Genomic DNA, 20,746 nt, shown 5'->3' on the forward strand with positions numbered 1-20,746 from the left:
GCTCGAACACGCGTTCGCTTCAGATCCTTCGTCCGCCGCCTATAAGCCCTTGGCCGAAGCGTACCTGAGCATGGGTCGCTTCATGGAGGCGATGGTCGTCTGCAAGAAGGGCGTGAAGGCGCATCCCAACGCCGCGGACCCGCGCGTCCTCCTGGCCCGTGTCTATGCCGACCAGGGCAAGGACAAGAAGGCCCTGGAAGAAGCGCTCGGCGCGCTCCAGGTCCAACCCGAGGACAAGGCCGCGCTGCGGCTGGCTGGCGCCATCCAGCTCAAGACGGGTGAAGCCGAGCCCGGCAAGGCGAACCTCCTCAAGGCCTACAGCGTGGATCCGGGAGACCCGGACACCGTCACGCTGCTGCAGCAGCACAAGATCGAGCCGCCGCGCCCCGCCGCGCCCGCGCCGGTCGTCGCGCCGCCGGTGCTGACTCCGTCCGCCACCCAGCAGTCCGCGTCGGCCCTCTCCAACGTCGCCGCCACGGCGGGCGCGGAGGCGCAGGCTTCCGTCGCGCCCACGCCGAGGCCCCCGTCGACTCCGCGCCCTCCCTCGGGCCCTTCCGCCCCGGTGCGCAACGAGGCGCCCCAGCGCGCCACCCCCCAACGCCGCCCGCAGCAGGTGGTGGTGGAAGAGGTGGACGACGAGGATGACGACTCACCCCGGCATCGCGGCAGTGGGCGTGCCTCCAGTGGACGCGGCAAGCTGGTGACGCTGGCGCTGCTGGTGGCCATCCCGGTGTTCGCCGGTGGCTACGGCTGGTACACGGCGCACACCCGGAAGATCTCCCGCGAGCTGAAGAAGCACCTGGAAGGCTCCGCGGAGCTCCTCAAGCGCGACTCCTTCGATAGCTACAAGAAGGCGTGCGAGGAGGCCGACAAGGCGCTGGAGGTGAACTCCGACTCCGGTCTGGCCCATGGTTACCTGGCGTACGCCTACGCCATCCGCTGGGGTGAGCACGGCGGTGGTGACGATGCACGCCGTCGCGCCGAGGAGCATCTGGCCGCGGGCATGAAGGCGGGCGACGTCAGCTCGCACCTCATCGCGGCCGAGGCGCTCGTCCAGACGTACGGCGGCAAGGGCAAGGACGCGCTGGGCAAGCTGGAGGAGAAGGTGCGGGCCCTGGACTCACAGGGACGCTCCAGCTCGCTCCTGTACCTGACGCTGGGCCTCATCCAGATGAACGCGGGAGACCTGGACCGCGCGCGGGACACCCTGGAGCGCGCGCAGACGCTGGCGCCGGACGACCCGCGCGTCTACTCCGGCCTGGGCGCCGTCTACCGCCGGCTGGGCCAGGACAACACCGCCTGGAAGAACTACGACCTCGCGCTGCGCTACGCGAAGGACCACCCCGAGTCGCTCCTGGGCCGCTCCCTGCTGATGCTGGAGCAGGACGAGCCCAACTTCGGCCTGGTCCAGACGATGCTCAAGAAGCTGCTGGAGGCGGAGCCGCCGCCGTCGCCCCGTCAGCTGGCCGCCGCGCATCTGGCGCGCTCGCTGCTGGTCAGCCGCGTGTCCGCCGAACTGCCGGAGCTGAAGCCGGACGTGCAGCAGAAGCTGGTGGAGGCCACCGCGGTGCCGCTGGAGAAGGACAAGGCGCGCGCGGAGATGCTCAAGAGCGAGGAGACGGGCTTCTCGCTCGACAAGCAGAACCCGGAGCTGCACCTCATCAAGGGCCGCCGGCTCCTGACGGAAGGCAACTTCGAGCAGGCAGCCGAGGAGATTCGCAAGGCCATCCGCGTGGACTCCTCGCGCGCCCAGTTCCACGTCGAGCTGGCCAAGGCCCTCATGGGCAAGCAGGGTGGCGAGAAGGAAGCCGCCGAGGCGCTGCAGACGGCCCTCAAGACGATGGGCGACAGCCCCAAGCTGGTGGTCATGCTGGGCAACGCCCTGCGCCGCCAGGGCAAGCTGGATGACGCCCTGACGCAGTACCAGCGCGCCGTGAAGGACCCGAAGGCGAAGAACCCCGAGGCCCGCCTGGCCATGGGCACCATCTACCGGGAGCGCTCCGACTGGCCCAAGGCCCAGGAGCAGCTGGAGAAGGCGAGCCAGGAGTTCGTCGGTCAGCCCGAGCGGTCGGCCGTGGCGCTCACCGAGCTGGCGCGCGTCTTCCAGGGCAAGGGCGACGCGGCGAAGGCGGACGAGACGTACCAGCGCGCGCTCAACGCCGACGAGGGCTTCACCCCGGCGTACTACTACTACGCCACGCTGCTCTCGAAGGACGCCAAGCAGACCCCGAAGGCGAAGATGCTGGCGCAGGAGTACCTCAAGCGCGAGCCGAGCGGTGAGCACGCCAACGCCGCTCGCTCCCTCTCCGGAGGGTGAGCGGGGTCCGACTCCGTCGCCGGGGTCGGACAAGCGGGGCTGATGCGCGCGGGCAGCACGGCGCGCATCGTGCCCGCGGGCCTGGGTTGATGTGGCCCGGGCCCGAGGCTATGCCCCAGGTGTTTGCCTTCCCACGATTGTCAGGACACGAAGACGCGGACCCGAGCACCCCAAGGGTGCCGGGCGGGCGGCCGTTCGCGAGCGCCCTGTCGCGGTGACGTGTCCTTGCCCACCCCCGGGTGGTGCTTGTATGGGAGGGCCGTCAACGCGTCGGCAGTGCCCCTGTCACGCCCTCCCCTGGAGTCCGCTTGAGCGCGCGTGCAGAGTCCATGTCGACGACCGCGTCCGACCTGATCTCCCTGATGAAGCCGAGGCTGTCGAGCCTCGTCCTCATCACCACCGCGGGCGGCATGTGGCTGGCGCCTGGGCCCCTGGCCACGGGAAATGCCCTGGTGACGTTGCTGGCCACGGCCGGCACGGTGGGCGCGGCCAACGCGCTCAACTGCTACTGGGAGCGTCACAGCGACCGGTTCATGGCCCGCACGCAGAACCGGCCACTGCCCTCCGGGCGGATGGAGCCGGCGGTGGCGCTGTGGTTCGGCATCTCCCTGGCGGCGGTGTCCCTCCCTGCGCTCGCGCTGGGGGCCAACGTGCTGACGGCGGCGTTGGGCCTGCTGGCGCTGCTCAGCTACGTGCTGGCGTACACGCCGCTCAAGGCGCGCACCTCGGCGGCCATGCTGGTGGGCGCGGTGCCGGGCGCGCTGCCTCCGCTCATGGGCTGGACGGCGGTGACGGACCGGCTGGACGCGGGCGGCTTCTCGCTCTTCGCCATCCTCTTCCTGTGGCAGATGCCGCACTTCATCGCCATCGCCCTGTTCCGCAAGGAGGAGTACGCGGCGGCGGGCCTCAAGTCGGTGCCCCTGGAGCGCGGGGACGAGTCCAGCCGCGCCCAGATTGTCCTCTACCTGGTGGCGCTGGTGCCGATGACGCTGTTGCCCTTCCAACTGCACATCGCCGGCTCCTGGTACCTGGCGGCGGCGGTGGCGCTGGGCCTGAGCTTCCTGGGCCTGGGAGCGTGGGGGTTCTTCCGCCGACTCGGGAAGCCCTGGGCGCGGCAGGCGTTCTTCTTCTCGTTGATCTACCTTACCGGACTGTTCGCGGCGCTGAGCCTGGACCGCGTTCCGCGCGGCTAGCGCGCGGGTGCCGGCGGGACACACCGCCCCATGCCTGATACCTCGGTCTCCACCCCTCCGGTTCCGCTGCTCCACCTCGAGGGGCTGACCCGACGTTTCAAGGGCCGCGTCGCCGTGGACGGTTTGACGCTGTCCGTGCGGCCCGGCGAAATCCTGGGCCTCCTGGGCCCCAATGGCGCGGGCAAGTCCACCACCTTCCAGATTCTGGCGGGCCTGCTGGCCCCGGACTCGGGTCAGGTGCGCTTCGCGGGGCGGGAGCTGTCGCTCAGCGACCCGGCCCTGCGCCGGCAGATGGGCATCATCTTCCAGCGCGGCAGCCTGGATGACCTGCTGACCGCGCGGGAGAACCTGATGCTCGGGGCCCGGCTGTACGGGCTGACCGGGGAGCGGGCGCGCGAGCGGGTGGAGTCGATGCTCACGCTCATCGGCCTCGCGGACCGGGGTGATGAGCGCGTGGGCACGTGGTCCGGTGGCATGCGCCGCAGGCTGGAGCTGGCGCGAGCGCTGGTGCACCAGCCGCGCGTGGTGCTGATGGACGAGCCCACGCAGGGCCTGGACGAGGCGGCCTTCCGCACCTTCTGGGCGCACCTGAAGCGGCTGCGCGACGCGGAGGGCATCACCGTGCTGCTGACCACGCACCGGGCCGACGAGGCGGAGGTGTGTGACCGGCTGGCGGTGCTCGACGCGGGCAGGCTGGTGGCGTGCGACACGCCGGCCGCGCTGGCCTCGCGCATGGGTGGGGACATCCTCACCGTGGAGGCGGCCGACCCCGAGACGCTGGCGCGCGAGGTGCGCGAGAAGTTGGGCGTGGACGCGAAGGTGGTGGAGGGGAAGGTGCAGGTGGAGGCCCGGCAGGGGCATGCGCTGGTGCCTCGGCTGGTGGAGGCCTTTCCGGCAGGCAGGTTGTCGTCCGTCTCGTTGCGCCGGCCCACGCTGGCGGACGTGTTCCTCCAGCTCACCGGGCGCGCGCTGGGCGCCGATGTGCCGGCCGCGGAGCCCGCGCCGAGGAAACGCCGATGACCGCCGAGATTTCCACCGCGCAACCCCCCGTGACAGCCGTCGCTCCGGCGCCATCCCTTCCTGGGACGCTCGCGCTGCAGTGGGCGACGGTGCGCGTGCTGATGGCGCGCGACGTGGTGCGCTTCTTCCGTCAGCCCAGCCGTGTCGTCGGCGCGCTGGCGCAGCCCATCCTGTTCTGGTTCGTCATCGGCTCGGGCTTCGCAGGCTCGTTCCGCGTCGAGGGCGCGCAGGGGCTGGGCTACCAGCAGTTCTTCTTCCCGGGTGTCGTCACCATGGTGCTGCTGTTCAGCGCCATCTTCGCGACGATTACCGTCATCGAGGACCGGCGCGAGGGCTTCCTCCAGGCGGTGCTCGCCGGGCCGGGCTCGCGGCTGGCGGTGGTGCTGGGCAAGGCGCTGGGCTCGTCTGCCATCGCGCTGATGCAGGCGTCGCTGTTCTTGCTGCTGGCGCCGCTGGCGGGCGTGAGCGCGGCCACCGTCAACCTGCCGCTGCTGTTCTCGGTGATGGTGCTGTCGGCGCTGGCGCTGACGGGCATGGGCATGTCGCTGGCGTGGTGGGTGCGCTCCAGCGCGGGCTACCACGCGGTGATGAGCATCGTGCTGCTGCCCATGTGGGTGCTGTCCGGGGCGATGTTCCCGCTCAAGGGCGCGGGGACGTGGCTGTCGTGGGTGATGGTGCTCAACCCCATGCGCTTCTCCGTGGAGGGCGTGCGTCGGGCGCTCTACGGCGCGGAGGCGTCGGTGGTGGTGGGCTCGCCCATGTCGGGGACGGGGCTGGAGGTGCCGGTGCTGCTCGCGTTCGCGACGGTGTTCGTCGGACTGGCCGCGGTGAGCGTCAGCCGTCGCGAATAGCGCGGACGCGCCGTTGGACAGGTCGGCGTCCTTTGACTACGAGGGGACGCGGACGATGAACTGGTTCACCGAGGAGATTGCACGATGACGCTGCGCACGCTCGGCCTGTCGATGCTGGGAGCCGCGGGGCTGCTGGCCCTGCCCGCTTGCAAGAAGGAGGAGGCTCCCGCCACTCCGCCACCTACCACCCAGGCACCGCCTCCCTCGGCGGCCCGCGCGACGGAGCCTGGCGCCGAGCACGCGGCGACGCCGATTCAGGCGGACAAGGACCCGGGGAACGAACAGGGGAAGGTCGCCGCGCCCGCCGGCAACGGTGCGGTGAAGGGGACTGTGACCTTCACCGGCACGCCTCCCGCCGCGGCCGACCTGCCGCCGAACACCGACCCGGCTTGCGAGGGGCGAGGCTCGAAGGAAGAGGCGGTGCTGGTGAAGGACGGCAAGCTCCAGAACGTGCTGGTGCGCGTGAAGGGGAGCGTGGCCGGGGCTCCGGCCGCGCCGAGTGCTCCGGTGGTGGTGGACCAGACGAAGTGCACCTATGTGCCTCGCGTCCAGGGCGCGGTGGCGGGGCAATCGGTCGTCTTCAAGAACAGCGACGGCACGTTGCACAACGTGCGCGGCGTGGTGGGGACGAAGGCGGCCTTCAACGTCGCGCAGCCGCCCTCGGGCGCGCCGGTCCAGAAGCCCGTGCCTCCGGCGGATGACGTGTTGAAGCTCAAGTGCGACGTGCACCCGTGGATGACCGCGTTCGTGGTGAGCAACCCGAACCCGTACTTCGCCACGACGGGCGCGGATGGCGCCTTCGCGCTCCAGGGGCTGCCCGCGGGCACGTACACCGTGGAGGCGTGGCACGAGACGCTCGGGACGAAGACGACCGAAGTCACGGTGAAGGACGGTGCTCCGGCCGAGGTCTCCTTCGCGTTCTCCTCCGAGGACACGTCCGCGAAGAAGTAGGCCCGCGCCTGTCTCCGCGATGCGGGCCTGAATCCAGGCCCGTGTCGCGTGCCGCGAAGAAAGAGCCCCGTGCCTTTGATTGGGGGTCCACTCCCCCAGGGCCCGCCTACGCCGCCGGCCGCTCGATGGCGTCCGGTGGCCCCGCCTTCTTCACCGTGAAGCCCACGCGCGCGCCGCCGCCGTCGCGATTCTCCGCGAACGTCTCTCCGCCGTGCGCCCGGGCAATACGCTGCACCAGCGCGAGCCCCAGGCCCAGCGAGCCCGCCTCGCGCGCTTCGCCACCCCGGTCCTTCCGGTAGAAGGGCTGGAAGATGCGAGTCTCCTCGCCCGGCTGGAGTCCTGGACCCCGGTCCTCGACGCAGAACGCGAGGTGCTCTCCCTGCTCCTGTACCCGCAGCTTCTCCACGCCACCCCCATGCCGCCGGGCGTTGTCGAGGAGGTTGGCCAACGCGCGCCCCAACAGCGTCGCGTCTCCCACCAGCCCTGTCTCCGGCGCATCCACGTCGAGCATCTCCAGCGCGAGCCCCGCGCGCTCCATCGCCTGGGTCGCGAGCGTGCGCCCATCCAGAACGCGAGGCGTGAGCTGACCGAAGTCCAGCCGTGAGCTGGCGAGCAGCTCGCCCACCAACGCGTCCAGCTCCACCACCTCGCGGTCCACCTGGTCCAGCGTCTTGGGATTGCCACCGCCGTCGCGCAGCAGCTCCGTCAGCACGCGCAGCCGAGCCAGCGGCGTGCGCAGCTCATGGGACACCGCCGCGAGCAGCTCCCGCTGGTCCGCCACCTGTTTCTCGATGCGCCCCGCCATGTGGTTGAAGGCGACGGCCAGCACGGTGAACTCCCCCGTCGCATGCGGGAGGACCTCCGCGCGCGCGTTGAGCCGTCCCGCGCCCAGCGCCTCGGTGGCCTGCACCAGCGCATCCACGGGCTTGGCGAGCCTGCGCGCCATCTTCCCGGACGCCATCCACAGCATGAGACACGCCGCGAGCAACGGCAGCATCACCTTCAACGGAGTCTTGCCGCGCGCCAGCCCGTTGCAGACGCGCACCTGTCCCAGGGTCGTGCCCGCGCGCATGACGGGGAGGGTGAACTCAGCGTGTTTGCACAACCCACCCGCCAGCACGAGCAGCTTGCCGCTCGCGTCCGTCACCTCCACTTCGATGTCCAGGTCCTTCGCGAAGGACTGCGCCAGGGCGTCTCGCCGCGCCGGCTCGCTCCACACCTCCTCGAAGCGGTGGCTCGCGAAGTCCTTCAGCCGCATCATCTCCTGCTTCCACGTGTTGCCACCCACCAGGCTGAACACCGTGGCCACCACGACGCCCGTCATGAAGATGCTCAGGCCGAACCACAGGAACAGCCGCCGATGCAGGCGTGAGCGCACGAAGTGCCCGAGCCGGCTCATGCCCCAGTAGTGGTGCCGCCAGTGCGCGCGCTGCTGGCGCTTCCAGTGGAGATGCGCGCGGCGGTGATGTGCCTCCCACGCTTCCAGGGGGTTGGAGAACGGGCCTCGGCGGCGGTCCTTCGCCTCCTTGCCCTCGTCCTTGTCGGCCTGGGTCCACTCTCCCTGGGGCGGGCACGCGCCTTCGCGTTCCCCCTGCAGCCACCGCGCGATGGCGTCGGGGTCGTCCGACTCCGGACCCCAGGAGGGTTCGCACGGGTCCTTCTGATTCCAGGGCCCTCGGCCTCGCTTGCCGTCGCGGCGGCCCATCAGAGTCCCTCTTTGGCGAAGACGTAGCCCACGCCGCGCACCGTCTTGATGAGCCGGGAGCCCACGTCGCCCAGCTTCTGGCGCAGATGCGAGATGTGCACGTCCACCGTGCGCTCGCCCACCACCGTGTCGCTGCGGCCCGCTTCACCCAGCAGCGCGTCGCGGGGGATGACCCGCCCGGCCCGGCGCACCAGCGCCACCAGCAGGTCGAACTCCAGCCCCGTGAGGTCCACCAGCTTTCCTTCCGCGCGCACCTCGCGCCCGGCGACGTCGATGGACAACCCTCCCGCCTCCAGTCGGTCCGCCACCGACGAGGGCTGCGAGCGGCGCAGCACCGCGCGCAGGCGGGCCAGCAGCTCACGTGGACTGAAGGGCTTGGGGAGGTAGTCGTCCGCGCCCAGCTCCAGCCCCACCACGCGGTCCGTCTCATCGCCCTTCGCGGTGAGCATGACGACGGGAATGCGGCTCTTGGCGCGGATGCGCTTGCACACCTCCAGGCCGTCCATGCCCGGCATCATCACGTCGAGCAGCACCGCGTCGTAGGCGCTGGCCTCCAGCGCCGCGAGCCCTCGACCACCGTCGGCGGCATGGGTGACGTTGACGCCGTTTTGCCCCAGGTACTGCGCGAGCAGCTCGTAGAGGCGGGAATCATCGTCGATGAGCAGGACACGTGTGGACATGGACGGAGTGGAGTCTAGCGCGGCCCCGGCGCGGGGGCCTGGGCCGTTGAGGAAGACGGCGACTCGGGCTGCGCGGGGGCGGCCGAGTGGAACGTGGGCGAGTTGCCCCAGGGCCCTCGAGAATCCCAGCGCTCCGCCCACCCGCCAGCATGGCAGTGGCGGCGGTGGCGGGCGATGCTGGCGAAGCCGGAGGCATAGCCTCCGAGGGTTCCCAGGGCGAGCAGGACGATGAGCAGGCGACGGCGCATGGCGGAGTTCCTCTGACGTTTGTTCAGGGAAGGGGAGCGGCTCACACCATCCGCTGGTCGTCACCGCGCCAGCCGCCACGCCCGCCGCAGTGACGCCCGTGCCAGCCCGGGCCGCCGCGCCAGCCATGGCCCCAGCCGTGCTCGAGCATGTCCGCCAGTTCGCGCCGCTGGCGCGCATCCAGCGCTTCATGCACCTGCGAGAGCGCGCCCTGGAGTGAGCGACGGGCGTTCTCCAGCGCCACGTCGTGCCGCGTGAACAGCTCGCGCAGCGCGGCGCCATCGAAGTGCTCTCCGCGCAGCGCGTTGCCCAGGGCCGAGCGGCTGGGGCCCACCTCATCGCGCAGCTTGTCGAAGGCCTCCGTCACCTCCTCGGTGGCCTGGATGATGACCTTCTCCTGACCGGGGGACGTCTCCAGCCGCTCGAACAGCCAGCGCAGCCTCATCCGCCAGCCAAACCGGCTGCCTCGCCTGTGAGCGTGGTGATGCCAGCGACGTCCGCCCTTCACCGTGTAGACGAGGCCGGCGAGGCACGCGGTACCCAACAAGAATCCGAACATGGGTCCTGCTCCTTCAAGAGTGCGGGCCCGAAGTAGGGCGCGCACCGGGTTTGATGGGCAGGAAGGTAGAGAACGGGTGTGAAGGGCGCGCCGGAGCCGCATGAAGAAACGTGAAGGACCCGGTGCGGGTTCGGCGCGTTCGGGATGAAGAGGCGAATGTGGCCTGTTCATCTCCCGAGCGATTTTCAGCCTCTCGGATTGTCCTCTGGTCGACGGCCGCCTGCCCGCTGGGCGGAGGTCGGGTGGACAAAGGAAATCGGGAGGTAGATTGTCGCGGCAGTGTCGGAGCGATGTCCGCCCCGCACTGGTGGTCCGGCTGGTCCCGGGTCGCCGTCTAGCAGAAAGAAGAAGGTCACATGGCAATCGGTACTGTGAAGTGGTTCAACGACGCCAAGGGTTTCGGCTTCATCGCTCAAGAGGGCGGCGAAGACGTGTTCTGCCACCACACGGCCATCAATATGGATGGCTTCCGCACCCTCCAGGAGGGTCAGCGGGTGGAGTTCGAGGTGACCCGTGGCCCCAAGGGGCTGCAGGCCCAGAACGTTCGCGCTTACAACGGCTAGCGTCATTCCTGGCCACCCTTGAGTGAGCCCGAGGCCCGGTCTTCCCACAGGGAAGGCTGGGCCTTCGTCTTTGGTGCGAACAGGCCCGTCGAGCAGGCGAGCGCCCGTGCGGGCCACGTCGAGACTCGCCCCCTTCCTTACCTTCATGGCTGAGCGCGGCGCACCCGCCGCCTGACGCCCGAGGGCGAAGGAGACCAAGGCATGGGGGATACCAGCGTGAAGAAGGTGGAGAGCCGGCACTCGCCCCGGGGAGACATGGGGCAGAAGTACCTGGCCTCCGGCGTACGAGTGTCCATGCGGCTGTGGGAGGACGAGCCACCCGGGGAGCCCCGGCCCGCGTCCCCTCGCGACTATGAGACGGTGGGCTTCGTGCTGAAGGGCCGCGCGGAGCTGCACCTGGAGGGGCAGGTCATCCTGCTCAACCCCGGTGACTCGTGGCTCGTGCCGCGAGGCTCCAGCCACACGTACAAGATTCTCGAGACGTTCTCCGCGGTGGAGGCCACCAGTCCTCCCGCGGCGGTGCATGGCCGTGACGAGGGCGCGGAGAAGGAGAAGAAGCCCGCGAAGGCCTGAGGGGTTTCGCGAGGTCGGGAGTCGACGGGGTCGCCACTCGCGATTGAGGCGGGCGGTGACCCCGTCGATGCCAGCTCAGGTGTCGCGAAGGGGCGGAAGCCTGGCGCGGGTCCACATCTCGCGAAGTCGTGCGCGGAGCGCCTCGGGTGTTTCGGTCAGCAGCCGCGCGAAGTCCGCGGTCGCATCCCCCAACAGCTCGGGCTCCCGGTCGCGCACGAAGCCCGTGGCGGCCTGGACGAGCCATGAGGCCGACTCCTCCCTCTGCCCGCACTCCAGCTCCAGGAGGCCCAACTGGAGGCGGGTTTCAGTGGAGACGCGCCGTTTGCCAAGCTTCTCCCGGAGGGCGAGCGCCTTGAGGTACCACGTCCGTGCTGCCTCGAACTCCCGCTGCTCCCGGGCGAGCCCCCCGAGCCGGTGGCAGACCATGGCCGCGTGGTCCTCGCTTCCCAGCTTCTCGTCGAGGACGAGCGCCTGGAGGAACCACGTCTGGGCCGCCGCGAAGTCCTTCCGCCTCCGGGCATTCGCCCCGAGCCGGAAGTAGCCGCTCGCCACGTCCCGCTGGTGGCCCCGCTTCTCGTCGATGGCGAGCGCCTTGCGGTACCACGCCTCGGTCTCCTCGAAGTCCTGCCGCTCCCGAGCAACTCTCCCGAGCTTGGTGCATGTTCGAGCCACCGCATTCTCGTCACCCTGCTTCTCCTGGCTCGCGAGCGCCTTCAGGTACCAGGATTGAGCCGCCTCGAAGTCCTCCCGGTTGAGGGCGACCCTTCCCAGGTCGGAACAGGTGTTGGCCGCGTCGTGCACGTACTCCTGTTTCTCTTCGAGGGCGAGCACCTTGAGGAGCCACGTCTCGGCCGCCGCGAAGTCCTCCCGGTCCTCCGTCACCGTCGCGAGCTGCTCGCAGGTGTGGAGCACCGCGTCCTCGTCGCCTTGCTTCTCCCGGATGGCGAGCAACGGGAGGTACCACGCCTCGGCCGCCGCGAAGTTCCGCCGCGCACGGGCCAGGGTGGCGAGCCGCGAATACAGGCCGGCCATGCCGCGCTCATCGCCCAGGCGTTGGTAGAGGGCGAGTGCCTTGCGATAGCACGTCTGGGCGGCCTCGAAGTTCCTCCGCTTGCTCGCGACGATGCCGAGCTGGGTATAGCTGATGGCCGCGTCGTGCTCGTTGCCCAGTCTCTCCTCGATGGCCACCGACTTGCGGTACCACGCCTCGGCCGCTTCGAAGTTCCGCTGTTCGTGGGCGAGCCTCCCCAGTTGATAGGCGGTGCCCGCGAGGGTGCGCTCCTCGCCCCGCAGCTCATCCAGGGCGAGCGATTTGAGGAACCACGCCTCGGCGACCTCGAGGTCTCTCTGCGCCCAGACCACCCTCCCGAGTTGGTGGCAGTACGCGGCGGTGCTGGCCTCGTCGCCCTTCGCTTCCACGAGGGCGAGCGCTTTGAGGTACCACGTCTCCGCCTCCTCGAAGTCCTTCTGTGCCTCGGCGACCTCCGCGAGCAGTTTGTAGGTGGCGTCGTCGTACGCGTTGCCCTCTTTCTCCTCGAGGGCCAGTGCCTTGCGGAACCAGGTCTCGGCCGTGTCGAGGTCCTTCCTCGACCGCGCCACCTTCCCGAGCTGGTGGTAGGCGTAGACGGTGCCGTACAGCTCGCCCGTCTTCTCGACGATGCCGAGCTGCTTGAGGTACCACGCCTCGGCCGCGTCGAGGTCCTTGCGCTTCCGGGCCAGGTCCCCGAGCAGACCGCAGGTGCTCTCCGCGAGGGACTCGTCGCCCCGCGCTTCCGCGTCGGCGAGGGCCTTGAGGTACCAGACCTCCGCCGCCTCGAAGTCTCGATGGTGGTACTCGGCGGCTCTCCCGAGCGACTGGTAGAGGTTGGCCGTGTCCTGCGCTCCCTTGCAAGAGCGCTCCTTGCGGTGCCACATCTCGGCCGCTTCGAAGTCCCGCCGCTTCTCCGCGAGCCTGGTGAGGGAGCCATAAAGACTGCCCTCTCCGTGCGTATCTCCGCGAGCCACTCTGATGGCGAGCGACTTGAGGTACCACGCCTCGGCCGCCGCGAAATCGGACAGCTTTTCGGCGACGCCTCCGAGCCAGAAGCAGGTCCGGTCCAGGCCGTCCGCGTCGGGTGTCTGCTCCTCGATGGCGAACGCCTTGAGGAGCCAGGTCTCGGCCTCCTTGAAGTCCTGCTTCTGTTTCGAGATATCCGCGAGCAGGTGGTAGAGGCGGTTGTTCGCGTGGCCGTGCTGCTCTTCGAGCGCCAGCGCCTTGAGATACCAGGCCTTGGCTGCGTCGAGGTCACGTTGCTCCAGGGCGGCATCTCCGAACTGGTGGTAGGTCGCCACGGCACGGACTTCGCCGCCTGGCTTTCCCTCGAGGGAGACCTCCTTGCGGAACCACGTCTCGGCTGCCTCGAAGTCACTCCGCTTCTCAGCGAGCCTCCCGAGCTGACGGCAGGTTCTCGCGGTGCCGTACGCGTCGCCCTGCTTTTCCAGGAGGGCGACCGACTTGAGGAACCATTGCTCGGACGCCTCGAAGTTCCGGCGCACCCAGGCAATCTCTCCGAGCTGGTGACAGGTGTTGCCGACGCTGAGTTCGTTGCCGTGCTTTTCTTCGAGGATGAGCGCCTGGAGGAACAACGTCTCGGCCTCCTCGAACCGACAGCGCACGTGGGCGAGCCTCCCGAGCAGATGGAGGGCTACCGCCATCCCCGCCTCGTCGCGTTCGGCGGCCCATTCGAGCAGGTCCTTGGAAAGACGCTCCGCCTCGGCGAGGTCGCCCAGGTTCAGGGCATGGCGGGTGAGCGCGTGGGTCAGCGTCGAGCGCATCGCCGCCAACCCGTGCGCCTTGGCGAGCTCCAAGGCGTGGTGGAAGTTGGCGCCGTGGACGAAGAAGGGGTCGCGTTGCTCGTCGAGCGACCAGGGTTTGAGCTGGCTTGCGACCTGACCCATCCGTTCGACGAACGCCCGCTCCCAGTCCTCCCGGTTCTCGCGGACGTGGGTTCTCAAGTACCGGGTGAGGACGGGCTGGAGCGCATGGACGCCCGGCTTGTGTGGGGACACCAGCCCCGCGATGGTGAGGAGCCCGAAGAGCCGCTCGACCTGTTCGGAGTCACTGGCCCCGGGGACCGACGCCCCCATCCGGACGATGTCCGCGGACTCCGCGAAGCGCTCATGCACGCCGAGCGGCACGAGCAGCGAGCGCAGCTCCTCGGGCAGCCTCGCGGTGAAGAGTCGCAGCGTGGCCACCACCTTCGCGAAGGATGCGTCCCCATCGAGTCCCGGCCCGGCGCTCGCCTCACGCAGGATCTTCAAGAGGACTTCCGCTGCCGGGTCCTCCAAGTGGGGCAGGGCCATCCGCATCATCAACGGGTGGCCCTCCATCGCCTCCATCACTGCGGCCTCGTCCGGGGTCCTCTGGTCCGGTGTCCCGACGGGGGCGCGAAGAAGGGTGGCTCGAAAGCGCCATCGCTCCTCTTCCGGCAGGCCATCCAGGCGGATTCGGGTGACGAGCGACTCGTCGAGCCACTTCTCTTCATCGTGGCTGAGGATGAGCACCCGGGTCTTGCCGCCCCGCAGTTGCTCCAGGAATCGCTTGAGCCACGCCCGGTCCTCGGCGGGAAGCAACCCTCGGGTGGACTCGAACTGGTCCCACACCACGACGTGTGGCTTGCGCTTCAACTGCCGCGACACGATGACCTTGGCGCCCATCGGTTGCGACAGTGCGTCGTGGTCCTGGAACTCCACCACGAACGGGTTGATGACATGCTCGGCGCTGCGGATGTCGCTGAAGTCGAACCAGAACGCCTTCTCGCGGAGCTTCTCCTTCGTCGACAGCCCGTGCAGGAAGGCGCGGACCAGCGTGGTCTTGCCGATACCCGCGGGTCCGTGAACGAGGATGCCCACCGGGGACGGGCGCATCGCGCGCCACAGCTCGCTGAGTCGGTCTTTTCGGCTGTGCAATGCGAGGAGGCTCTCGCCGACATTCGCCTCGTCGTTTTCAGTCATCAATGGCGGGTATTTCAACCCGATGGCATCTGTATGGGAAGTACAGCGTGTCCCAGAGCGGCATGCGACGCAAGGCCGCGCCACTTCAAGGTCCGTCAACTCCGAGGCTGGATGGGGGCTCGGGAGCGTCGCCCCCAGGCGACGAAGAGAGAGAGGCCGACGAGCAGGAAGTTGAAGGGCGTATTCGCGGCCTCTCCGCGTGAGAGGTGGAAGAGGATGGCGGAGACCTGGAGCGCCGCGCAGCCCAGTGCGGCGAGGACTGTCAGGCCCGGCTTGATTCGAGTGAGCGAGGGCAGGACGACGCCAATCCCGCCGAGCAGGTCGAACAGCGCCGTTGTGTACAGGAACGCCACCGGAACCTGACCTGCCCACGGAATCATCGCGGCGAGCGCTGCGACTGGCGTCAGGAGCTTCCAGAGGCCGGTGCCGGCGAAGAGGATTCCCAGGAGTGCCTGAACGAGCCACAGACTGGCGGGGAGCGTCTTGGATGGACTCGTGCTGCCGGTGATCGCCGTGGTCATGGAATTCCTCGGGTTCTGCTCTGGTGCTACCAATCGCGCTCCCAGCCTACGACGCGGGGATGGGCATCGCGGTTGAAGAAGACCTGGAGACGTCCCCCCAGAAGGTAGAACGGCAAGGGCTCGTACTCCCATGTAACGGTGGGGCCCGACGAGGGCACACTGATGCTGGAGGGGAGTCCAAGGACTCGCTCGACTTCGGCCTGTGTGCGCCCTTCCAGCGCCGCTTGCCGTGCCCGTTCCACCAGTGCATCCACCCGCGCCGAGTTGATGGGCTCCAGCACTGCTGCCTGCATCCAGGGGTTGACGAGGATGATGAGTCCCACGAGTCCCCACGCGAAGCGCAGCTCGCGCAGCTTTCGGTCGCGCAGCCACGTCAGCAGGATGAGGTAGCCCACCGCGAAGCCGGAAGGGCAGAACCCGAAGAGGAAGATCCCGGTGAGCGGCACATCACGATAGAAGGATGCCAGTGAAGTCATGCGTGTCGCTCGTCTCCGATGAAATTCGTGCCTCCGGCGCTGGCGCCGTGAAGCCTAGCAGAGCGCGCTTCCAGTGCCTCTTGTGGGGCGGAGGCGAGAGCCGCTCAGGATGGCGCGAGGCATGCTCCAGGACAAACAGGAACCCGCCCGGGCGTGCGTGTCCGGGCGGGGGCGTCTGATGGCCCTACGGCGACCGGCGAATGCGCCTGACGCCGCCGTGGTTCGAGCACCTGCCCTGGGCCCCGTCGCGGCCGTTGCCGCATACCTGGTAGGAACTGGCCACGTCGCCGTCACAACACCGGACCTCGCACGTGCGCCATCCTGGAACGCACGCACGACCCACAAGGCATGACGACGCGGCTCCACGACTCTCATGGCCTCCTCCACTTCGTTCCGCGTCTGCAGGGTCCTGAATTTCAGACGCAGATAGGAATACGCCCCGGTGTCTGTGAATTAAGCGCCGTCGTACTTGGGGCGGGGTCCGAGTTGGCCAGTGGTCGTTTGCCGTTGATTCCAGATGGAATCATCCCATGCCGCCACGAGAACCCCTCGGTCGAATGCGAGCACCGCGAACGGACGTCCGAGGCCGCGCCGGGCCGCAGGGCCCCCGTGCATTGCAGGGGCCTGTCCGTGCTTCCACCTTCATCCAGGGCGTGCGACGCGAGGCCCCGGGGCGGAGGCGCGGCACATGGCGGGCGCACGGACGTTCGGACACGGGCTCGAAAGGCTGCCTGCCCCGAGGCTCGTGGCGGCCCACGACTTCCACCGGAGCCGCTGGTGGTTGCGCCAGTCACTCTGGTGGATGCCCATCGTGGGCGCGCTGCTGGGCGGCCTCATGGGCGTGGTGCTGGTGCGGCCTCCTTCGGGGCTCTCGCCCGTTTTGCGGGGCGTGGCGTGGGATGCCTCTGTGGTCGAAGCCCGGACCATGCTCTCCACGGTGCTGGGCATCGTCCTGACCTCGCTGAGTGTCGTGCTGTCGCTGTCCATGATCGTGGTCCAGAACGCCGCCGCGCAGTACTCGCCACGCTTGCTGCGCATGTACCTGCGGGGCCCGGGCATCCGCTTCATCATTCCCATCTTCATCTCCACGAGCATCTTCTGCCTCGTGGCGACGGAGATGCTTGGGTTCACGCCCACCGATGGACGGTATCCGCGGCCCGCGCTCGGCATGGCCATGGTGCTGCTCATCCTCTGTGAGGCGGCGCTGGTGTTCCATGTCCTCAACACCTTCCAGTTGATGCGCGTGGAGAACATCGTCCGGCAGATCCGCCAGGATGCGTTGGACGGCGCCCGCGCGCTGGCGCGGCGCCGGAGGCACGACGTGGAGCCGCCCCAGCCGGCGCGGACGTCCTCTCAAGACACCGTCGTGTTCCGGGCTCACGGACAAGGCTTTGTCGTGGACGTGGACGGGGCCTCGCTCTTGTCGTGGGCCGAGGCGCGGGGACTCGAGGTGCATGTGGACGTGGCCATCGGCGAGCCCGTGACGCGGGGCGCGGTGCTGGGGCGGGTGGCGCCAGGACGGCCCGAGGTCTTCCCTCATCTGGAGAAGGCCATCCTGCTGGGCCGCTGGCGCGAGCAGGGCTCGGACGTGGCCCTGTGCATGCGGCAGCTCGTGGACATGGCCGTCAAGGCGCTCTCCCCCGCCGTCAACGACCCCTATACGGCCCTGGAGGTCGTGGACCAGCTCACCTTCCTGCTGTGCGCGCTGGAGCCGATGCGACTGGGGCCGCGCGTGCTCGCGGATTCCTCGGGGCGCCCACGGGTGTTCCTCCGCGCCGCCACGTTCCGCGACTACCTGTCGCTCGCCACCCGGCAGATCCTCCGCTACGGCGCTGGCGAGCCCATGGTGGTGCTCCGCCTGCAGCGGCTGGCGGGAGAGGTCGGCCAGCGCGCCACGACGGAGGAGACGCGGCAGGCGGTGCGGGACGCCCTGCACCTCATCCAGGCCGAGGCGGAGCGTGCCCAGGTGGGCATGCCGGACCTCCCGGAAGTCAGACGCCATGGCGTGGCGATGGAGCGCTTGATGGAAGGGGGCGGCATGCCTCCGGTTCCGATGCTCGCCTTCTAGTCCCTCGGGTGGATGGCGGACGGCTCAGGGCCGTACGTCTTCCTCGAGTCGACGCAGGGCGCTGGCCAGGTCCGCGCCCAGGGCGAGCACCTGAGCCCGTGTGTCCGGGAGGTCCTGGCCCGTGCGGGAACCGGAGAGGTCGAGGGAGAGGCGCGCGCTGGCGGACTGGGAGCCGCACCGCACCTCGAGTTGTCCCTGGAGTCCGAGCTGGAGGGCGCCATTCACGGGCCGGGAGCCGCTGCCTCCGTTGAACCTCACCGTGGACGTGCAGCCGCTTTCAGGAGGAAGCGGGCAGGAGCCCTCGTTGATGTTGAAGGTGGTCTCGCCCGTCATCGTCGCGAGGATGCCGGTGCCACAGTTCATGTCGTTGAGATGGACATGCACCCTGCTGCGGACGCTGTGGGTGGCGTCGATTCGGACGACATCCCGGATGGGGGTGAAGTCCGTCCGACCATTCAGCTCGGTGCCCAGGGTCCCCGTGACGTCATACGTGCCCGTGACGTTGGGACGATGGTCGGGCTGGTTGTCGTCCGGAGGCTCCACGTACCCCGGCTCCTCCGGGGACTTGGAATCACTCTCACCACACGCACTGAGTGCCAGCAGGGCAACAGCCATCAAGAGGCGCGAACGCAGCATCTGGGTTCCCTTTCAAGGGGACGAAACGCGAGACATCACTGCCGGCCTTGCTGCCCCGCGTTCAGGGAACCCCGGAGGTCTATTTCCCGCGCAACGAAAGTTGCAGGTGTGCCCATGCCCGGCCACCCGTTCGTTCCGTGCTGACGTCGCGGGGGGCCGACTGTTAGAGCGCTGATGCATGCGAATCGCCATCTCCGGGACTCATCGCGCGGGGAAGTCCACCCTCATCGAGGAGTTGTCCGACCTCCTCCCCACCTACGCGACGGTGGATGAGCCGTACCACCAGATGGAGGAGGAGGGGTACGCGTTCGCGGAGGCCCCATCGGTCGAGGACTTCGAAGCGCAGCTCACGCGCTCCATCGACAACCTGGAGGAGGGCACCCGCGACGTGTTGTTCGACCGATGCCCGGTGGACTTCATCGGATACCTGTTGGCCCACGAGGACAGCGACGCGTTCGACCTCGATGCGTGGCTCCCGCGCGTACGCGGCGCGCTCCAGAAGCTGGATTTGGTAGTCCTCGTCGGCATCGAGCAGCCGGACCGGGTCTCGCTCTCCGCCTCGGACGACAAGGCGCTGCGTCTGGCTGTCGACGAGAAGCTGAAGGAGCTCCTCCTCGAGAATGCTCACGGCTTCGAAGTGGAGGTGCTCGAGGTCGAAGGTTCTCCGAGAGTGCGTGCGAAACAGGTGCTCGCGCATCTCTCTGAAGCAGATTGATAATGAGACGCTCCTGTTGACTGACGCATGTGACCTGCCGTTAAAGTGTCGCTCGCAGGGGCCGAAGAGAGCGCTGACGTGGTCAAGGTGGAGTGGTTGCGATGCGTCGTGAAGGCGGCCCTGCTGAGGGGCGGCCCTGCCCGTGCTGACTCCGATGTGCCTGGCTGGGGAGCACCTGCGTCCGGGCGTGCCCCGTCAGACGTGTTGAGTCCCCCCAAGGACCTCCTCGTGGCGGGTGGCCCAGGAGTCTGTCCTTGACCCACGGACTTCCTCGGAACTCCCCGGAATAGCTCGCATCCCCTGGGCAGCCCCTGGCGCGAGAGCTCGTCGGCTCGCTCCGGGTCCGTCGCTGTTTCACGCATTTCTCCTCCTTCGCCAGAACTCCATGCTCTTGCCTCAATCACAAGCGCGGCTCGCGCTCATTCTCTTGTTTTGTCTGGGCCTTCTGCCACTCGAAGAAGCCCATGCCGCCTGTATCGACGGGGAGACGGTTTCCTGTTCGTCCGGCGCGTGTCAGGGAACCCGAATCTGTGAAGGAACCGCCTACGGGCCCTGCACCTATTCACTGGAGTCCACCACCTCGTGCTCTGTCTGCGGGCGCAACGGAAAGCTCCAATGTAGTGCCACGGGAAGCACCATTCCCGGCTCCTGCACCGCGTTGCGGGACGAGCTCTGCAACAGCTGTGACGACGACGGCGATGGCGCCGTGGACGAGGGCCTGTCGGGGCTGTCGTGCACCACGGCCAATGGCTGTGGTGGCGTCAGCGTGTGCGCGTCGGGGGCGAGCACCTGTGCCTGGACCGCGGGCAGTACGAAAGCCTGTGACTGGTGCGGGCCGAGCGGCCGCTCCGTCTGTGGCCAGGACGGCTCCGTTGGACCGTGTCAGCCCGTGTCTCCCTCTCGCGAGGTCGAGTGCAACCGCTGTGACGACAACAAGGACGGCATCCCCGACGGGGCCACGGGCAACGCGGAGTCCTGCAACGGGCAGGACGACGACTGTGACGGTGCCATCGATGAGGGGAGCAGCGGCATCGAGGGGGATGTGTGCCAGGTGGATGTCGTGCAGGCCTGCTGCGAGCCCACGACCTGTCAGGCCCAGGGCAAGAACTGCGGAGCCCTCGCGGATGGCTGTGGTGGGACGCTGAACTGCGGGACCTGCCCGAGCGGCCAGTCCTGTGGCGCTGGAGGGGTGGCCAACGTCTGCGCGTGTACCCCCATTCCGCAGGCTACCGCGTGCAACGGCAAGTGCGGCCTGGTGCCCAACGGGTGTAACGGCTCGTGGAATTGCGGCGGCTGCGCCGGCACGCAAACGTGTGGAGGAGGTGGCACGCCGAACGTCTGCGGCTGCACCGCGCTCCCGCAGTCCACCGTCTGTGCCGGAAAGAACTGCGGCACGGTGTCCGACGGCTGCGCTGGCTCCTACTCCTGTGGCGGCTCCTGCTCGGGCGCCAACACCTGCGGCGGCGGCGGTACGCCCAACGTCTGCGGTTGTGCTGTCTACGAGGACGCCTGCGACGGCAGGGAGTGCGGAACCGCGAGCAATGGCTGCGGTGGGACGGTGAACTGCGGCAGTTGCTCGGGAGGTGCCTACTGCCGAGCGGGCGTCTGCACGGGCGGCTCCGAACCCATGAAATCAGAGCAGCGGCGATGAGGCGCACTTCGGACGTCGTCTCTCGGGA

General features: G+C 68.8%; 18 protein-coding genes. 10 read left to right on the forward strand and 8 right to left on the reverse strand.

Annotated features, from left to right (window positions below; all coding sequences use genetic code 11):
• Window positions 1-70: 70 nt before the first annotated feature.
• The 5 genes from HUA75_RS04465 (at window position 71) to HUA75_RS04485 (ending at window position 6,332) form a co-directional block, all read left to right on the forward strand.
• Window positions 71-2,317, forward strand: a complete 2,247-nt coding sequence (locus HUA75_RS04465; RefSeq protein WP_217445900.1) for a tetratricopeptide repeat protein — start codon at window positions 71-73, stop codon at window positions 2,315-2,317.
• Between the two features lie 308 nt (window positions 2,318-2,625).
• Window positions 2,626-3,510, forward strand: a complete 885-nt coding sequence (gene cyoE, locus HUA75_RS04470) for a heme o synthase (RefSeq protein WP_141642756.1) — start codon at window positions 2,626-2,628, stop codon at window positions 3,508-3,510.
• 30 nt (window positions 3,511-3,540) lie between these two features.
• Entirely contained in the window at window positions 3,541-4,530 is a 990-nt protein-coding gene (locus HUA75_RS04475) for an ABC transporter ATP-binding protein (RefSeq protein ID WP_174453350.1), read from the forward strand.
• Window positions 4,527-5,381 (forward strand): ABC transporter permease, encoded by an 855-nt coding sequence (locus HUA75_RS04480; RefSeq protein WP_141642754.1) that lies wholly within the window; start codon window positions 4,527-4,529, stop codon window positions 5,379-5,381. The genes HUA75_RS04475 and HUA75_RS04480 overlap by 4 nt, the downstream gene beginning before the upstream one ends.
• A gap of 84 nt (window positions 5,382-5,465) precedes the next feature.
• On the forward strand, window positions 5,466-6,332 hold the full coding sequence (locus HUA75_RS04485; protein WP_174485617.1) for a carboxypeptidase regulatory-like domain-containing protein: 867 nt from the start codon (window positions 5,466-5,468) through the stop codon (window positions 6,330-6,332).
• Window positions 6,333-6,438: 106 nt separating this feature from the next.
• Here the strand turns inward: HUA75_RS04485 and HUA75_RS04490 are convergent, their stop codons facing one another.
• Genes HUA75_RS04490 through HUA75_RS04505 form a run of 4 tightly spaced genes read right to left on the reverse strand, consistent with a single transcriptional unit; the run spans window position 6,439 to window position 9,522 of the window.
• Window positions 6,439-8,037 carry an ATP-binding protein gene (locus tag HUA75_RS04490; RefSeq protein WP_254627361.1) on the reverse strand — a complete coding sequence of 533 codons (1,599 nt, stop codon included), beginning with the start codon at window positions 8,035-8,037 and terminating at the stop codon, window positions 6,439-6,441.
• Window positions 8,037-8,717: a response regulator transcription factor gene (locus HUA75_RS04495; RefSeq protein WP_141642752.1), complete on the reverse strand. Its 681-nt coding sequence runs from the start codon at window positions 8,715-8,717 to the stop codon at window positions 8,037-8,039. Before HUA75_RS04495 ends, HUA75_RS04490 begins: the two co-directional genes overlap by 1 nt.
• Before the next feature lie 14 nt (window positions 8,718-8,731).
• Window positions 8,732-8,965 carry a hypothetical protein gene (locus HUA75_RS04500; RefSeq protein ID WP_141642751.1) on the reverse strand — a complete coding sequence of 78 codons (234 nt, stop codon included), beginning with the start codon at window positions 8,963-8,965 and terminating at the stop codon, window positions 8,732-8,734.
• A 41-nt stretch (window positions 8,966-9,006) separates the two neighbouring features.
• On the reverse strand, window positions 9,007-9,522 hold the full coding sequence (locus HUA75_RS04505; protein WP_141642750.1) for a periplasmic heavy metal sensor: 516 nt from the start codon (window positions 9,520-9,522) through the stop codon (window positions 9,007-9,009).
• A gap of 356 nt (window positions 9,523-9,878) precedes the next feature.
• On the opposite strand from HUA75_RS04505, the gene HUA75_RS04510 reads away from it, so the two are divergent.
• Complete coding sequence (locus tag HUA75_RS04510; RefSeq protein WP_141642749.1) at window positions 9,879-10,085, forward strand: cold-shock protein; 207 nt, start codon at window positions 9,879-9,881, stop codon at window positions 10,083-10,085.
• 201 nt (window positions 10,086-10,286) lie between these two features.
• Entirely contained in the window at window positions 10,287-10,658 is a 372-nt protein-coding gene (locus tag HUA75_RS04515) for a cupin domain-containing protein (RefSeq protein WP_141642748.1), read from the forward strand.
• 75 nt (window positions 10,659-10,733) lie between these two features.
• Here HUA75_RS04515 and HUA75_RS04520 read toward each other — a convergent pair whose 3' ends face one another.
• The 3 genes from HUA75_RS04520 to HUA75_RS04530 form a co-directional block, all read right to left on the reverse strand.
• Window positions 10,734-14,651 carry a tetratricopeptide repeat protein gene (locus tag HUA75_RS04520; RefSeq protein WP_174485618.1) on the reverse strand — a complete coding sequence of 1,306 codons (3,918 nt, stop codon included), beginning with the start codon at window positions 14,649-14,651 and terminating at the stop codon, window positions 10,734-10,736.
• A gap of 95 nt (window positions 14,652-14,746) precedes the next feature.
• Entirely contained in the window at window positions 14,747-15,172 is a 426-nt protein-coding gene (locus tag HUA75_RS04525; RefSeq protein WP_174453353.1) for a DoxX family protein, read from the reverse strand.
• A gap of 26 nt (window positions 15,173-15,198) precedes the next feature.
• A complete protein-coding gene (locus HUA75_RS04530) occupies window positions 15,199-15,648 on the reverse strand; it encodes a hypothetical protein (RefSeq protein WP_141642745.1) in 450 nt (149 codons plus the stop codon).
• Window positions 15,649-16,336: 688 nt separating this feature from the next.
• On the opposite strand from HUA75_RS04530, the gene HUA75_RS04535 reads away from it, so the two are divergent.
• Window positions 16,337-17,716, forward strand: a complete 1,380-nt coding sequence (locus HUA75_RS04535) for a DUF2254 domain-containing protein (RefSeq protein ID WP_174485619.1) — start codon at window positions 16,337-16,339, stop codon at window positions 17,714-17,716.
• Between the two features lie 24 nt (window positions 17,717-17,740).
• Here the strand turns inward: HUA75_RS04535 and HUA75_RS04540 are convergent, their stop codons facing one another.
• A complete protein-coding gene (locus tag HUA75_RS04540; RefSeq protein ID WP_174485620.1) occupies window positions 17,741-18,352 on the reverse strand; it encodes a hypothetical protein in 612 nt (203 codons plus the stop codon).
• Window positions 18,353-18,530: 178 nt separating this feature from the next.
• Here HUA75_RS04540 and HUA75_RS04545 point away from each other — a divergent pair, with 178 nt between their 5' ends.
• Both HUA75_RS04545 and HUA75_RS04550 read left to right on the forward strand, forming a co-directional pair.
• Complete coding sequence (locus HUA75_RS04545) at window positions 18,531-19,067, forward strand: AAA family ATPase (protein ID WP_174485621.1); 537 nt, start codon at window positions 18,531-18,533, stop codon at window positions 19,065-19,067.
• Between the two features lie 658 nt (window positions 19,068-19,725).
• Entirely contained in the window at window positions 19,726-20,718 is a 993-nt protein-coding gene (locus tag HUA75_RS04550; protein WP_174485622.1) for a hypothetical protein, read from the forward strand.
• The last annotated feature ends 28 nt before the right edge of the window (window positions 20,719-20,746 follow it).

Source organism: Myxococcus sp. CA040A, assembly GCF_013336725.1.
GTDB lineage: Bacteria > Myxococcota > Myxococcia > Myxococcales > Myxococcaceae > Myxococcus > Myxococcus llanfairpwllgwyngyllgogerychwyrndrobwllllantysiliogogogochensis.